The 12,440-nt window shown below is 45.8% G+C and carries 16 protein-coding genes and 1 tRNA gene; 14 read left to right on the top strand and 3 right to left on the bottom strand.

Annotation, left to right across the window (positions count from 1 at the left end; genetic code table 11):
- The first annotated feature begins 12 nt into the window (after positions 1 to 12).
- From mnmG to AC0YN4_RS25825, 7 genes are all read left to right on the top strand, one after another.
- Complete coding sequence (gene mnmG, locus AC0YN4_RS25855) at positions 13 to 1,902, top strand: tRNA uridine-5-carboxymethylaminomethyl(34) synthesis enzyme MnmG (protein WP_475837142.1); 1,890 nt, start codon at positions 13 to 15, stop codon at positions 1,900 to 1,902.
- 2 nt (positions 1,903 to 1,904) lie between these two features.
- Positions 1,905 to 2,627 (top strand): 16S rRNA (guanine(527)-N(7))-methyltransferase RsmG, encoded by a 723-nt coding sequence (gene rsmG, locus AC0YN4_RS25850; RefSeq protein ID WP_475783336.1) that lies wholly within the window; start codon positions 1,905 to 1,907, stop codon positions 2,625 to 2,627.
- Positions 2,628 to 2,785: 158 nt separating this feature from the next.
- On the top strand, positions 2,786 to 3,607 hold the full coding sequence (gene noc / locus AC0YN4_RS25845; protein WP_475783306.1) for a nucleoid occlusion protein: 822 nt from the start codon (positions 2,786 to 2,788) through the stop codon (positions 3,605 to 3,607).
- A 94-nt stretch (positions 3,608 to 3,701) separates the two neighbouring features.
- Positions 3,702 to 4,475, top strand: coding sequence for a ParA family protein (locus tag AC0YN4_RS25840; protein ID WP_475837141.1), 774 nt, complete (start codon positions 3,702 to 3,704; stop codon positions 4,473 to 4,475).
- Positions 4,456 to 5,307, top strand: coding sequence for a ParB/RepB/Spo0J family partition protein (locus tag AC0YN4_RS25835; RefSeq protein WP_475783305.1), 852 nt, complete (start codon positions 4,456 to 4,458; stop codon positions 5,305 to 5,307). The genes AC0YN4_RS25840 and AC0YN4_RS25835 overlap by 20 nt, the downstream gene beginning before the upstream one ends.
- A 118-nt stretch (positions 5,308 to 5,425) precedes the next feature.
- Positions 5,426 to 6,598, top strand: coding sequence for an aminotransferase class V-fold PLP-dependent enzyme (locus tag AC0YN4_RS25830; RefSeq protein ID WP_475837155.1), 1,173 nt, complete (start codon positions 5,426 to 5,428; stop codon positions 6,596 to 6,598).
- A 30-nt stretch (positions 6,599 to 6,628) separates the two neighbouring features.
- Positions 6,629 to 7,126, top strand: coding sequence for a DUF4446 family protein (locus AC0YN4_RS25825; RefSeq protein WP_475783304.1), 498 nt, complete (start codon positions 6,629 to 6,631; stop codon positions 7,124 to 7,126).
- On the opposite strand, the gene yyaC is transcribed toward AC0YN4_RS25825, so the two are convergent.
- On the bottom strand, positions 7,095 to 7,688 hold the full coding sequence (gene yyaC / locus AC0YN4_RS25820; protein ID WP_090980616.1) for a spore protease YyaC: 594 nt from the start codon (positions 7,686 to 7,688) through the stop codon (positions 7,095 to 7,097). The genes AC0YN4_RS25825 and yyaC overlap by 32 nt on opposite strands.
- A 205-nt stretch (positions 7,689 to 7,893) precedes the next feature.
- Between yyaC and AC0YN4_RS25815 the strand changes: the two genes are divergently transcribed.
- The 3 genes from AC0YN4_RS25815 (at position 7,894) to AC0YN4_RS25805 (ending at position 8,585) form a co-directional block, all read left to right on the top strand.
- Complete coding sequence (locus AC0YN4_RS25815; protein ID WP_090980614.1) at positions 7,894 to 8,133, top strand: putative Se/S carrier protein; 240 nt, start codon at positions 7,894 to 7,896, stop codon at positions 8,131 to 8,133.
- Between the two features lie 58 nt (positions 8,134 to 8,191).
- A complete protein-coding gene (locus AC0YN4_RS25810) occupies positions 8,192 to 8,434 on the top strand; it encodes a DUF951 domain-containing protein (protein WP_475783302.1) in 243 nt (80 codons plus the stop codon).
- A 60-nt stretch (positions 8,435 to 8,494) separates the two neighbouring features.
- A tRNA-Ser gene (locus tag AC0YN4_RS25805) sits at positions 8,495 to 8,585 on the top strand.
- Between the two features lie 481 nt (positions 8,586 to 9,066).
- Here the strand turns inward: AC0YN4_RS25805 and AC0YN4_RS25800 are convergent.
- The gene (locus AC0YN4_RS25800) at positions 9,067 to 9,246 is read right to left on the bottom strand and encodes a YjzC family protein (protein WP_090980611.1); all 180 of its coding nucleotides are present in this window, start codon (positions 9,244 to 9,246) and stop codon (positions 9,067 to 9,069) included.
- 239 nt (positions 9,247 to 9,485) lie between these two features.
- On the opposite strand from AC0YN4_RS25800, the gene rpsF reads away from it, so the two are divergent.
- From rpsF to rpsR, 3 genes are read left to right on the top strand one after another with little or no spacing between them, the layout of a single operon-like run.
- A complete protein-coding gene (gene rpsF, locus AC0YN4_RS25795) occupies positions 9,486 to 9,770 on the top strand; it encodes a 30S ribosomal protein S6 (protein WP_475783301.1) in 285 nt (94 codons plus the stop codon).
- 41 nt (positions 9,771 to 9,811) lie between these two features.
- A complete protein-coding gene (gene ssb / locus AC0YN4_RS25790; protein WP_475783300.1) occupies positions 9,812 to 10,345 on the top strand; it encodes a single-stranded DNA-binding protein in 534 nt (177 codons plus the stop codon).
- An 18-nt stretch (positions 10,346 to 10,363) separates the two neighbouring features.
- Positions 10,364 to 10,642, top strand: coding sequence for a 30S ribosomal protein S18 (gene rpsR / locus AC0YN4_RS25785; RefSeq protein WP_090574546.1), 279 nt, complete (start codon positions 10,364 to 10,366; stop codon positions 10,640 to 10,642).
- A gap of 60 nt (positions 10,643 to 10,702) precedes the next feature.
- Here the strand turns inward: rpsR and AC0YN4_RS25780 are convergent, their stop codons facing one another.
- Entirely contained in the window at positions 10,703 to 11,056 is a 354-nt protein-coding gene (locus tag AC0YN4_RS25780) for a DUF4870 domain-containing protein (protein ID WP_475783299.1), read from the bottom strand.
- Between the two features lie 182 nt (positions 11,057 to 11,238).
- On the opposite strand from AC0YN4_RS25780, the gene AC0YN4_RS25775 reads away from it, so the two are divergent.
- The gene (locus tag AC0YN4_RS25775; protein WP_475837140.1) at positions 11,239 to 12,324 is read left to right on the top strand and encodes an LCP family protein; all 1,086 of its coding nucleotides are present in this window, start codon (positions 11,239 to 11,241) and stop codon (positions 12,322 to 12,324) included.
- Positions 12,325 to 12,440: the final 116 nt, after the last annotated feature.

Raw genomic sequence — 12,440 nt, 5'->3', positions numbered from 1 at the left:
AGGGATAAAGTAATGGAATATCATGCAGGAGATTTTGATGTCATTGTAGTCGGTGCCGGTCATGCAGGTGTAGAAGCTGCACTTGCTGCTGCGAGAATGGGCTGCGAGACGCTGTTGCTTACGATTAACTTGGATATGGTGGCATTCATGCCATGTAATCCATCGATCGGCGGCCCGGCAAAGGGCCACGTCGTGCGTGAAATCGATGCGCTTGGCGGAGAAATGGGACGAAACATTGATAAAACGTTTATCCAAATGAGGATGCTTAACACAGGTAAAGGGCCGGCTGTTCACGCACTGCGTGCGCAAGCGGATAAGTTCCTGTATCAGCATTTCATGAAGCAAACGATTGAAGAAACCGATCATCTGACACTTCGCCAAGGGATGGCGGAGGAGCTAATTATTGAGGATGGCGCTTGTGTAGGGATTATTACGAAGACCGGTGCAGCGTATCGGGCAAAAACCGTCGTTGTGACGACGGGAACTTATCTGCGCGGAAAAGTGATTATGGGTGAGCTGATGTACGAGAGCGGGCCTAACAACCAGCAGCCTTCCGTTAAGCTGTCGGAGAGCTTGCGCTCACTTGGTCTGCAGCTCGTACGTTTCAAAACAGGCACGCCGCCACGCGTGCATAAGGATACGATTGATTTCTCCAAAACAGAGATTCAGCCCGGTGACGAGAAGCCGAAATTTTTCTCTTACGAAACGGAGTATTCCGATAATGAGCAGCTGCCTTGCTGGCTGACGTATACTTCGGAGGAAACGCATAAGATTATTAACGATAATCTCCATCGCGCTCCTATGTTCTCCGGTGCTATTGAGGGAACAGGTCCAAGATATTGCCCGTCTATTGAAGATAAAATTGTGCGTTTCGCTGATAAACCGAAGCATCAAATCTTCCTAGAGCCGGAAGGAAAGAACACGTCGGAGTATTATGTGCAAGGACTCTCCACTAGTATGCCTGAGGATGTGCAGCTCAGTATTCTCCGATCTATTCCAGGTTTGGAAAAAGTTGAGATGATGCGTACGGGCTATGCGATTGAGTACGATGCAGTTGTGCCAACACAACTGTGGCCATCGCTTGAAACGAAGGTTGTTCCGGGGTTATTCACAGCTGGACAAATTAATGGTACATCCGGTTATGAGGAAGCAGCAGGGCAAGGTGTTATGGCTGGTATTAATGCTGCACGAAAAGCGCAGGGAAAACCACCGGTTATCATCGAACGTTCGCAAGGCTATATCGGAGTACTCATTGATGATTTGGTGACGAAGGGTACTACAGAGCCGTACCGCCTACTAACTTCGCGTGCAGAATATCGGTTGTTATTGAGACATGACAATGCCGATATGCGTTTGACACCAACCGGTTATGAGATCGGGTTAATCTCAGAAGCGCGTTATCAGAAGTTTACACAGAAGAAGCTGCTGGTGGAGCAGGAAATTGAGCGTCTGAAAACAGTCAAGATTAGACCTGATGAATTAACGCTTCAACTGCTGGAGGAAGCACAGTCTACTCCGATTCAACAGACGACAGACGGACTTTCCATATTAAGACGTCCGGAAGTATCCTATGATATCATAGATCGACTGTCTCCATCGCCGGATGTGCTTACGGATGATATGAAAGAGCAAGTTGAAATTCAAATTAAATACGCTGGTTACATTGAGAAGCAGCAACAACAAGTTGAGCGTCTTGCTAAGATGGAGAAGAAACGCATTCCAGACGATATTGATTACATGGTGGTCAACAATCTCTCTAAGGAAGCGAAAACAAATTTGTCCAACATTCGGCCGTTGTCGATTGGGCAAGCATCAAGAATTGGCGGTGTAACGCCGGCTGACATTTCCATTCTTCTTGTTTATTTAGAACACTACAATAAGGTTATTGCAGCACGGGGGTAATGATGAACGCTACCGAAACTTGGTTTACTGATTTATTGCAAGAGCAAGGAGTGGCACTTTCGCCGCTCCAGCTTGAGCAGTTCCAAACGTATTATGAACTGCTTGTAGAATGGAACGAGAAAATGAATTTAACAGGCATTACGGAGAGAGAAGCGGTGTATGAGAAACATTTCTACGATTCCGTGACTCTCTCTTTCTTTGTCAAAATGGACAAGGTGTCATCGTTGGCCGATATAGGTTCAGGTGCCGGATTTCCAAGCCTGCCATTGAAAATTTGTTTCCCTCATCTTAAAATTACGATTGTAGATTCCTTGAATAAACGGATTCAATTTCTGCAGCATGTCGTGCAATCGCTTGGTCTTCAGAACGTACAATGTGTTCATGGTCGTGCTGAAGATATTGCGCGCCTCGCTAGTCACCGCGATGCCTATGATGTTGTTACCGCAAGGGCAGTTGCAAGGCTTAGTGGATTAAATGAATTATGTCTCCCTTTTGCTCGTAAGGGTGGAGTGTTCGCTGCAATGAAGGGTTCCGACCCTGCTGAGGAAGCGAATGAATCAAAACGCAGTATGATCGAGCTGAAAGCAAAACTTACTTCTGTTGAACATTTGAAGCTGCCTTTCGAACAATCAGATCGGCACATCCTCCTGATGGAGAAACTCAGCAGTACACCAGCGAAGTATCCAAGAAAAGCGGGTTTACCTCTGAAACAGCCTATTATGTAGTGATTATCGATTGATTTTGTTTCACGTGGAACATTTTACAGGCAGTCACAATTGTTTCGATAATAAATGCCTGTCAAGCAGGAAATCAACTTACAGCCGGCGAATTATAGTAAGAACGACAATACTCGGCACTTTGAAATCGGGTGGTAGTTGACGATATGAAAGAACAGTTCTCTCGTTTATTCGGATTGAGTGAAACTAAAAGCACTAGTCAAGATGAAGTGAAGCAGCTTCCAATTGAAGATGTGGATACAAGTCCTTATCAACCGCGGACTGTCTTCGATGATGATCGTATTGAAGAACTCAGTCAAACCATCCGTACACACGGCATCATACAACCGATTGTTGTAAGGATACGTGGTGGAAGGTATGAAATCATCGCAGGTGAACGGCGCTATCGTGCAGTTAAAAAACTCGGTCTTGAGACGATTCCGGCTATCGTTCGTGAATTTAATGATTCTCAAGCCGCTTCAATTGCTCTAATTGAGAACCTTCAACGTGAAGGACTCACTTCAATTGAAGAAGCGGTCGCGTATCAGAAGCTCATTGATCTTCATAATCTTACGCAAGAAAGCTTAGCTCAGCGTTTAGGAAAGAGCCAATCTACAATAGCAAACAAGATCAGACTTCTTGGTCTGGGTGATACAATTAAGAATGCGCTGATGGAACGCAAAATTACGGAACGTCATGCAAGAGCCTTGTTATCACTTGATACAGAAGCACTGCAGCTGAAAGTGCTAGACGACATTATAACGAAAGAGCTCAACGTGAAACAAACGGAAGCTCGTGTAGCGTTCTATAAAGAAGCTACTAAGTCTAAGAAGCCAAAGCGGATTTCCTTTACGAAGGATGTACGTTTGGCACTGAATACAATAAGACAATCTATTGATATGGTTTCGGGATCGGGCTTGCAAATTAAGACCAATGAACAAGATTACGAGGATCATTACGAAATCGTAATTAAAATTCCGAAACGATAATAGCGATTCAAACAGCCGTCCGAACCTGGGACGGCATCGTCATTTAATCGTTTTATATGGCATCATTAAAGTAATCAGCATAGAGGTGAACGGTTTGTCTAAAACGATAGCAATAACGAACCAGAAGGGCGGTGTCGGAAAAACGACCACGTCCGTTAATCTGGGTGCTTGTCTAGCGTCGCTTGGCAAGAAAGTATTGCTCGTAGATATTGACCCGCAGGGTAATACGACGAGCGGAATTGGAATTAATAAAGCAGATGTCGCGCATTGTATTTACGATGTGCTTATTAATGATGTTCACCCTAAAGATGCTACTTGTTCTACTAATATTGAAGGACTTAATATTATTCCAGCTACGATTCAGTTGGCCGGAGCGGAGATCGAGCTTGTTCCAACGATTTCTCGTGAGCAGCGCTTGAAGAAGTCACTTGCCCTGGTGAAGCACCAATATGACTACATTCTTATTGACTGCCCGCCGTCTTTGGGTATTCTAACAATTAATTCTTTAACTGCTTCTGATTCGGTTATTATCCCTATTCAATGTGAATATTACGCGCTGGAAGGCTTAAGCCAGCTGTTAAATACAGTACGTCTTGTTCAGAAACATCTAAATACTACGCTTCAAATTGAAGGTGTTTTGCTTACGATGTTTGATGCCAGAACAAATCTGGGCATTCAAGTTATCGAAGAAGTGAAGAAGTATTTTCAACAAAAGGTTTACCAAACCATTATTCCAAGGAACGTCCGTTTAAGCGAAGCTCCTTCACATGGACAATCCATCATTACTTACGATCCAAGATCCAAAGGGGCAGAGGTGTATCTTGAACTCGCGAAGGAAGTGATTATGTATGAGCAAGCGGCTAGGTAGAGGACTTGATGCGCTTATCCCATCGCTATCTGTAAGCGAAGATGATAAAGTTGTAGAAGTTTCGTTAACGCAGCTTCGTCCCAACCCATATCAACCGCGTAAAACGTTTGATGATGATGCGATAAAAGAACTCGCCGAATCAATCAAACAGCACGGTGTCATTCAACCGATCATTGTACGTACCGTCCTTAAAGGGTATGAAATCATCGCCGGTGAGAGACGATTCCGTGCATCCCAGCTATGTGGCAATCCGACTATACCTGCAGTAATTCGCAATTTCTCTGACCAACAGGTAATGGAGATTGCGTTAATAGAGAATCTTCAACGTGAAGATCTCAATGCAATGGAGCTCGCAATTGCTTATCAAGCACTCATGGATAAATTCGAGTTGACTCAAGAAGAACTCTCCATGAAGGTAGGCAAGTCGAGATCGCACATCGCAAACTTCCTGCGATTGTTGTCATTGCCGGAGCAAATCAAAGATAATGTTTCACGTGGAACAATTTCAATGGGACATGCAAGGGCAATTGTGGGTGTGAAGGAAGATGCACGCAAAAAGGAACTTGCTGAATTGACCATTACCAATGAGTGGAGTGTACGTCAATTAGAAGAGGCGATTAAAAACTTGGATCAGCCATCAGCTGAGAAAACGAAGCCGCAGTCTTCTAAAAAACGCGATCCATATATTGATCAACTGGAAGAAACGCTGCGTGAACAATTCAAGACGACGGTGAAAATTAAGCAACAGAAGGATAAAGGTCGTATTGAACTTCTCTATTATAATAAGCAGGACCTAGAACGGTTACTGGAATTGTTGCAACAGCTATCTTAATACCAAACTTAAATAGCATACTCGATTGGGAATCCCCGTTTGAAGTAGGGGTGCCAATCGAGTATGCTATTGTTAGAATAAAAGGTATTTCGGCTCGTTGGCTAGAGGGGGAGTAATGATGCAGCAGACAACGGATAAGGGATTGATCTATCTCGATCATGCAGCGACGTCATGGCCTAAACCGGCTGAAGTAATTCAAGCTGTTGTGGGAGCGATGGAACATGACGGGGCAAACCCAGGGAGAGGTAGTCACGCGATGGCTGTTCGGGCGAGCAGGATTCTATTCAATACGAGAAAAGCGCTGGCTAAGCTGTTCGCCGTATCAAACCCTAATGATATTGCATTTGCATTAAACACAACCATGGCACTTAACACCGCAATAAAAGGAATGTTAAACAAAGGCGATCATGTGATAGCCACTGCTGTTGAACATAATTCCGTACGTAGACCACTGGAATACCTGAAGCGTGTAAGTGGCATTGAGGTAAGTTATGTTGAGCCGAATGAAGCAGGTGAACTGGATGCGAAGCAAATTGAAGCTGCAATGCAACCTAACACCAAGCTTGTTGTTGTAAATCACAGCTCGAACTTGTTAGGGTCGATACTGCCTGTAGCTGATATTGGAGAAATTACACGCAAACACGGAATAAAGCTGCTAGTTGATGCTGCGCAAACTGCTGGGCTGTTGGAGATTAATGTGGAGCGAATGGGTATTGATATGCTCGCGTTTCCGGGCCATAAAGGGCTGTTGGGGCCGCAAGGAACCGGTGGTTTATACATTCACCCCAACTTGGAGCTAGAGCCTCTCCTGCACGGCGGTACGGGCAGTCAGTCCGAGGCGATTGAGCAGCCAACGGTGCGGCCAGACCGCTATGAGGCGGGTACTCAGAATGCAGCAGGAATTAACGGGCTGAAGGCTGGCGTGCAGTATGTTCTGCATGAGACGGTGCAAAATATCCATACTAGAGAATGGATGCTGACACAGCATTTGATGGAGGGGCTTCATGCTTTGAATGGCGTTCATATCCTGGGCCCGGAGTTCGGTAAACCTCGGACAGGAATCGTGTCCTTCGTTTTGCCGGGGGCAGATCCGTCGGAGATTGGATTTATTCTGGATCAGCATTATCAGATTGCAGTCCGCACAGGATTCCATTGTACGCCACTCGCACATGAAATTGCAGGGACGAAAGAAACAGGGGCAATACGCGCAAGCGTCGGCTGCTTCACAACGAAACAAGAGGTTGATGCGCTTATAGCGGCTGTAAAGGAAATAAAGCAGCACTACAGCTAATGGGCTTTAAACGGGGGAGAGTAAGACATCATGAATGAACTGATCGAAAGACCGTCCGATTGGGTAACGGTTGGACTGCTTATTGTTGTTCTGATCTTGTTAATACGCAGTCTCGTCATCAGCAGTAAGCTGAAACGACTACGTAAGAGTTATACGCAGTTTATGAGCGGCGCAGGAGTAGAAGAACTGGAAAGTGTAATTGTGGAACTGAAGCAACGCCTTAATGCTCAGGAAGAAGAACAGAACAAATTAAAGCAAAGCGTTCATACGCTGAATGATACGTTGAAGAAGAAGAAAGGCAATGTCGGTATTCATCGTTATAACGCTTTTGCAGAACGAGGCAATGATCTGAGCTTCTCAATAGCAGTGATTGATGATGCTGAAGACGGAATGGTGCTAAGCGGCATTCACGGTCGAGAGAACACCTTCGTCTACGCCAAGCCGGTGCAAGAAGGTCAATCGAAGTATCCGCTAACCCCGGAAGAAAAAGAAGCGATCAGTCTTGCGTCGCAGCGGGAATCGAAGTAGGGCGTACGCATTTCATGATCGATAAGAAGAGACTGTGCGCAATAATATCAGACATTCGCATAACAAGATGAAGACGAGTATTCTGCAAAACAAAATACTCCATAAAGCCGCCGACATTTACGATGCCCGTGATGTGGATGTCACCGACGGGCGGTAGATCTTTATTCACACCGGCACCCGGACGGACAGGACCAGAACCGACTTGAATACAGCCAACACTAGCGGCTTGACCCAAGCAGGCATCGATACCAATGACAAATGGTTTGCGGACAAACTTATTGATGTCGATTAACGTTTCGTCCAAGTTCATCGCATGGACAGGTTCCTCGAGGGTACCATAAAGATCGAAGAAGGGACTCCGATATTTGCTGAGAGAAGTGCCGACAAGAGGGCCGAGTGAATCGCCTGTGGAACGGTCAGTACCTACACATACAACAACAAGCCTACGATCAGCGGGGACGTTGTCCAAAAGGTACGTAATGCGGTTCATCAGAAGTCCTGTAATGTTAGGTTCTGTGTACGGTACTTTGAGCGGTGTTTCTTTCATTCCCGGCAATTTCATAGATTCTCCTCCCGCCAACTCTATGAATTCCAACAACACAATCGATAGAGAAACGTTGTTATCACTTGGTTACTAGTATATGGATGGGACAACCATTTTATACTTGGAATATAAGAAAGGTTGAGTTTCGCTGTATAAGGTTACAGCCGTTTCACCTTGCTTAACTAATGAACCTGCAATAAATACAAGTAGGAGGTACAGATGCATGCTTATTGCCTTTGATTCCACCCAGCAGGCTCTGCGGGCGGAAATGCTATTAGAATATGCGGATATTGAAATAGACATCTGTCCAACGCCGAAGCAAATAACAGCCGGCTGCGCATTATCCATTCATTTTCCCGAGAGTGATTTGCTAGTTGTGAAGGATGTCATAAGCCAAGAGAGTGTTGAGATAAGGGGAATATTTAAACAGATTGAGGATCGGTACGAGCCCATTGAGTTATGAGGCTTAAAGGGATACGATAGAGAGTAGAAACAGCTTTAGGGGAAAGGGGCGGACTGTTATGGAGAGGAAACAGTTTGAACTTGGCGATGTTGTGCAAATGAAGAAGCAGCATCCTTGTGGAACAAATGAGATGGAGATCATTCGTATGGGGATGGATATCCGAATCAAATGCGTCGGCTGTAAACACAGCGTTCTCATACCACGTGCGAAGTTTGAGAAAAACTTGAAAAAGGTGCTCCGATCGAAAGCCGAAGAAGGCTTAAATGGGGGAGAAAGCGCCAATGGAATATCAAGCAATTAATGCTTGCAATTGGACGAGCACCATGGTAAGATAAATTCTGTTCTGCTGATTCACCTTTATGGAGAGGTACCCAAGAGGCCCAAGGGGGCTGACTCGAAATCAGTTAGGCGTGTCAAAGCGTGCGTGGGTTCGAATCCCACCCTCTCCGCCATATTTAATCAATCAACGACCCTTAGGGTCGTTTTTTTGTTTATACACAAGAGGTTGTTTGAAAGGCTTGCGTTAGGGCATGTGCAGCTTCAACGAATCAACATTACGAAGTGCCCATATGTAGGACTAATAGAGTCAACACTGATAAGGCTGCCGGTTAATTTAGGTCATGCAACGCCATATTCAGTTACTCATTAACAAAGGAAAAAAGGGCTCTCGCGAGCCCTTCTCCGACGGCGTTTGATTTAGAAAACAGTCATCACTACAAGCTCTTCGTAAGAAACCTCGGTTCACCGGTCTTTAGTCGGTGTGCGTGTGTTACAGACACTGGTCTTTGGCACATCCCTCCGCTTCTATGCTGAGTGGACAAAATCTCCTTGAGGTTCGTACATGTATGGGTTCAACGGAACCACACCTCTCTTTACACCGTCACAACTATAATGCGCAGCTTGCTTATCTTCTATACAACTGGTTTGTAAAAATCAATACATTCGTTTCCACTTGCGATCCTTATTCGAAAGGGACGGGAACTTGTCGCCTTTCGCCAATCTGACCTTCTGCGGATTGTTTACACCCATATGAAAAGAAGCTTCGCCGATTTCAATATACATCCCGTCGTTTGGCGCACGGTCGCCTTCTCGAAATTCTGTCCATTCACCCATTAATGAATTACACCTCCAGTGCGGTTGCACAAATGAGGACGACGCAGAGATTCCGTCCTGATCATTAGTGTGCAACAAATGAAGGAGGAACATGAACGGAAGAAAGAGGTAGGCGAACAACCATAATTAACACTTGTCAAGAAGGGACTAAGTTTGGTATAATATTCGGGTATGCGAGAAATTAACTCGCTCCTTGCTCCCTTTAAGGGGGCCGCATAGTCCAAGAGGAGGTGAAACATATGCGCAAATACGAAGTGATGTACATTATTCGTCCGGATGTGGAACAAGAGTCGGTACAAGCTTTGACTGACAAGTTCCAAGCAATCATCGGAAACGGTGGAGAAGTCACAAAGCATGACGTGATGGGTAAACGCCGCCTTGCGTATGAAATCAACAAGATTCGTGACGGTATCTACGTACTGGTACATTTCAATGCAACTCCTGATGTTGTTGCTGAACTTGACCGCGTCATGAAAATTACGGATGAAGTTATCCGTTTCTTAGTTGTTAAAGATGTAGCTTAGTCTCATCAACGCAAGGATGTTTCGATTGGAGGCGATAAACGATGTTGAACCGTGTTATTCTCATCGGTAGATTAACAAAGGATCCTGAAATGCGCTATACGCCTGCAGGTGTTGCGGTAACGCAATTTACACTTGCGGTGGATCGTCCGTTTACGAGCGGTGGTCAGAACGAACGGGAAGCGGATTTTATTCCGATCGTTACTTGGCGTCAGCTTGCTGAAACTTGTGCGAACTACTTGCGCAAAGGCCGCCTAACAGCGGTTGAAGGCCGTATTCAGGTGCGGAATTACGAGAACAACGAAGGCAAGCGGGTCTACGTGACTGAAATTATTGCCGATAACGTGCGTTTCTTGGAATCCGGTAACCGCGAGAATGGTCCGCGTGATGAAGGTGCAGCAAGTTACGGAAGCGGAAACGGTAACTACGGTGGAGGCAACCCACAAGGTGGCTCCAATGGTGGTAATCCACAAGGTGGAGGTCGTTCGGGAGGCACACCAAGGAACAACAATAGTCGTGATCCGTTCTCAGATGACGGACGCCCGATCGATATATCGGAAGATGATTTGCCATTCTAACTGAAAGGACGGATGAACATGAGCTTTAAGCAAAGAGATGGTGGCGACGAGCGTCCAGAACGCAAATTCGGCGGTCGTAAAGGCCGTAACAAACGCCGTAAAGTATGTTTCTTCACAGCTAACAAAATTACGCACATTGACTATAAAGATACGGACCTGCTTCGTAAATTTATCAGCGAGCGCGGCAAGATCTTGCCACGTCGTGTAACTGGAACAAGTGCAAAGTATCAACGTCTTCTGACTGTAGCGATCAAACGCTCCCGTCAAGTAGCGTTGTTGCCTTACACAACGGAATAGGACGTAACGAAGAGGCAGCCAATACGGCTGCCTTTTTTTGCGTTCATATAAACAGGTCCTTTAAAACTTACTTGCTTGCTGCTCTGCATAATCGCCGATAACAGGCAGCTTGAACCTTTTGCCCTGCAAGGCGAGGAGCATTAATGCAACCCATAATATAAATGACAGCGGAGCAAGTAAAATGCCAAGCAGCCAGCCGATAAACGGGATAAAGCCGAGCACAATATTAATGACAACCAGTACGACAGACACAAGGATCGATTGCATGGCATGGAATTTCACGTAGCTGCTTCGCTTCTCCAGCACGAGAAACAAGATGCCGGTTACAAAGCTGCCTAAATAGCAAAGCAACCCCACAATCTTAGGGTCAATACCTGTTGATGATGGATCAGGTCCAAATAACGGTGCTTGCATAATGACGCTCCCTCCCTTTCTAGGTATGTATTCAAGCTTGGTTCAAACTATGCTTGGTTGAATTCACCAGAATTAACAAAGGAAAATCGTTAACCATTTGTAACTTTCGGCTCCGCATAATCGTTTAGAATTAGGAAATCACGTGTAAATAGATTTGTAGAGAATGGGGCGTTACAACGAAAATGCAACCGAGAAAAACACGACGATCGCATAAATGGCTGGCAGCTATTCTCGTTATCGTAGTACTTGCAGGGACAGCCGGCTATTTGAATCGAAATGCACTGGCGATGTGGGGCTTTGATGTGTTCTTATCCGGATCGGTCAAGGACAGGCTGGAGAATTCGTATCAGCCTCTGGAGGGCCACGAACCGGTTAAGACAACTTATAAGCCGGAGGAGCCATTCTCTATGCTGCTGCTCGGCGTCGATCAACGGGATAAAGAGGTAGGTCGTTCAGATACGATGATCTATACCGTCATCAGACCGAAAGATGGCGCCATTCTAATGGTATCCATCCCCCGTGATACGTATGTCGATATCGTAGGCAAAACAACGAAATCCGGGAACCAATGGGAAGATAAAATTACACATGCATATGCTTTTGGCGGCGCGAAAATGTCGGTTGAAACCGTCGAAAGGTTATTCAGCAATACTATCGATCATTATGCTACAATAAACTTTACCGGCTTCCGTGAAGTAATCGACGCTATGGGCGGGATTGCGCTTCCGATTACGGAGGATCTGGTCAATGACGACCCGGATCACGAGAAGTTCGTTGTTAAGGCCGGTAAAGAGCTCTACAATGGCACTGAGGCGCTCAACTTTGTTCGGTACCGTGAAGATGCAGGCGGCGATACAAGCCGTGCAGGACGTCACCAGCAGTTCTTAAATGCGATCATGACCAAAGCTTCGCATGTCCAGCAGTGGACGAAGATTCCTGAACTTATTTCCATTATGGGCGAGAATTTCACAACCGATCTAACACCGCAGCATATGATTGATCTGGCGAAGAGCATGCTGCAAAGCGACAACCGCACGATCTATAGTCATACGCTGAAGGGCAATGGACATCGTAAAGTAAATCACGGCGCTTGGTACTATTTTGCGGATGAAGAAGATTTAGCTGCAACGCAACAGTTGATTAAGGCATGGCTGGATCCAGCGAAAACGAAAGCAGAGCTGCCGCTTCCGGAGGAATACCAGGTTAAAGATCAGAAGCCTGTGCAGTCGTTGTCGTCCAAAACGAAAGCAGCATCAGAGAAGCATTAACGGCAATGCGGCGCTTAGAGCAACTCATAGGCGCACGTCAAGCACGTCAAGCTGCAGCTAGGCCCGGAGCTCTTCACGAACACAGGAAAGACAAAGTAGAAGGGAATGGGAACATC

The organism is Paenibacillus sp. J22R3, assembly GCF_056269305.1.
Note: the sequence above shows the minus strand (reverse complement) of the source record. Positions and strands in the feature narration are given on the sequence as shown.

Bases quoted from the DNA above. Each gene is read 5' to 3' on its own strand.
- rsmG (WP_475783336.1), top strand. From the start codon at position 1,905: ATGAACGCTACCGAAACTTGGTTTACTGATTTATTGCAAGAGCAAGGA.
- AC0YN4_RS25780 (WP_475783299.1), bottom strand. From the start codon at position 11,056: ATGCAAGCACCGTTATTTGGACCTGATCCATCATCAACAGGTATTGAC.
- AC0YN4_RS25835 (WP_475783305.1), top strand. From the start codon at position 4,456: ATGAGCAAGCGGCTAGGTAGAGGACTTGATGCGCTTATCCCATCGCTA.
- ssb (WP_475783300.1), top strand. From the start codon at position 9,812: ATGTTGAACCGTGTTATTCTCATCGGTAGATTAACAAAGGATCCTGAA.
- AC0YN4_RS25800 (WP_090980611.1), bottom strand. From the start codon at position 9,246: ATGGGTGAATGGACAGAATTTCGAGAAGGCGACCGTGCGCCAAACGAC.
- rpsF (WP_475783301.1), top strand. From the start codon at position 9,486: ATGCGCAAATACGAAGTGATGTACATTATTCGTCCGGATGTGGAACAA.
- rpsR (WP_090574546.1), top strand. From the start codon at position 10,364: ATGAGCTTTAAGCAAAGAGATGGTGGCGACGAGCGTCCAGAACGCAAA.
- AC0YN4_RS25810 (WP_475783302.1), top strand. From the start codon at position 8,192: ATGGAGAGGAAACAGTTTGAACTTGGCGATGTTGTGCAAATGAAGAAG.
- mnmG (WP_475837142.1), top strand. From the start codon at position 13: ATGGAATATCATGCAGGAGATTTTGATGTCATTGTAGTCGGTGCCGGT.
- yyaC (WP_090980616.1), bottom strand. From the start codon at position 7,688: ATGAAATTGCCGGGAATGAAAGAAACACCGCTCAAAGTACCGTACACA.
- AC0YN4_RS25825 (WP_475783304.1), top strand. From the start codon at position 6,629: ATGAATGAACTGATCGAAAGACCGTCCGATTGGGTAACGGTTGGACTG.
- AC0YN4_RS25830 (WP_475837155.1), top strand. From the start codon at position 5,426: ATGCAGCAGACAACGGATAAGGGATTGATCTATCTCGATCATGCAGCG.
- AC0YN4_RS25815 (WP_090980614.1), top strand. From the start codon at position 7,894: ATGCTTATTGCCTTTGATTCCACCCAGCAGGCTCTGCGGGCGGAAATG.
- AC0YN4_RS25775 (WP_475837140.1), top strand. From the start codon at position 11,239: ATGCAACCGAGAAAAACACGACGATCGCATAAATGGCTGGCAGCTATT.
- noc (WP_475783306.1), top strand. From the start codon at position 2,786: ATGAAAGAACAGTTCTCTCGTTTATTCGGATTGAGTGAAACTAAAAGC.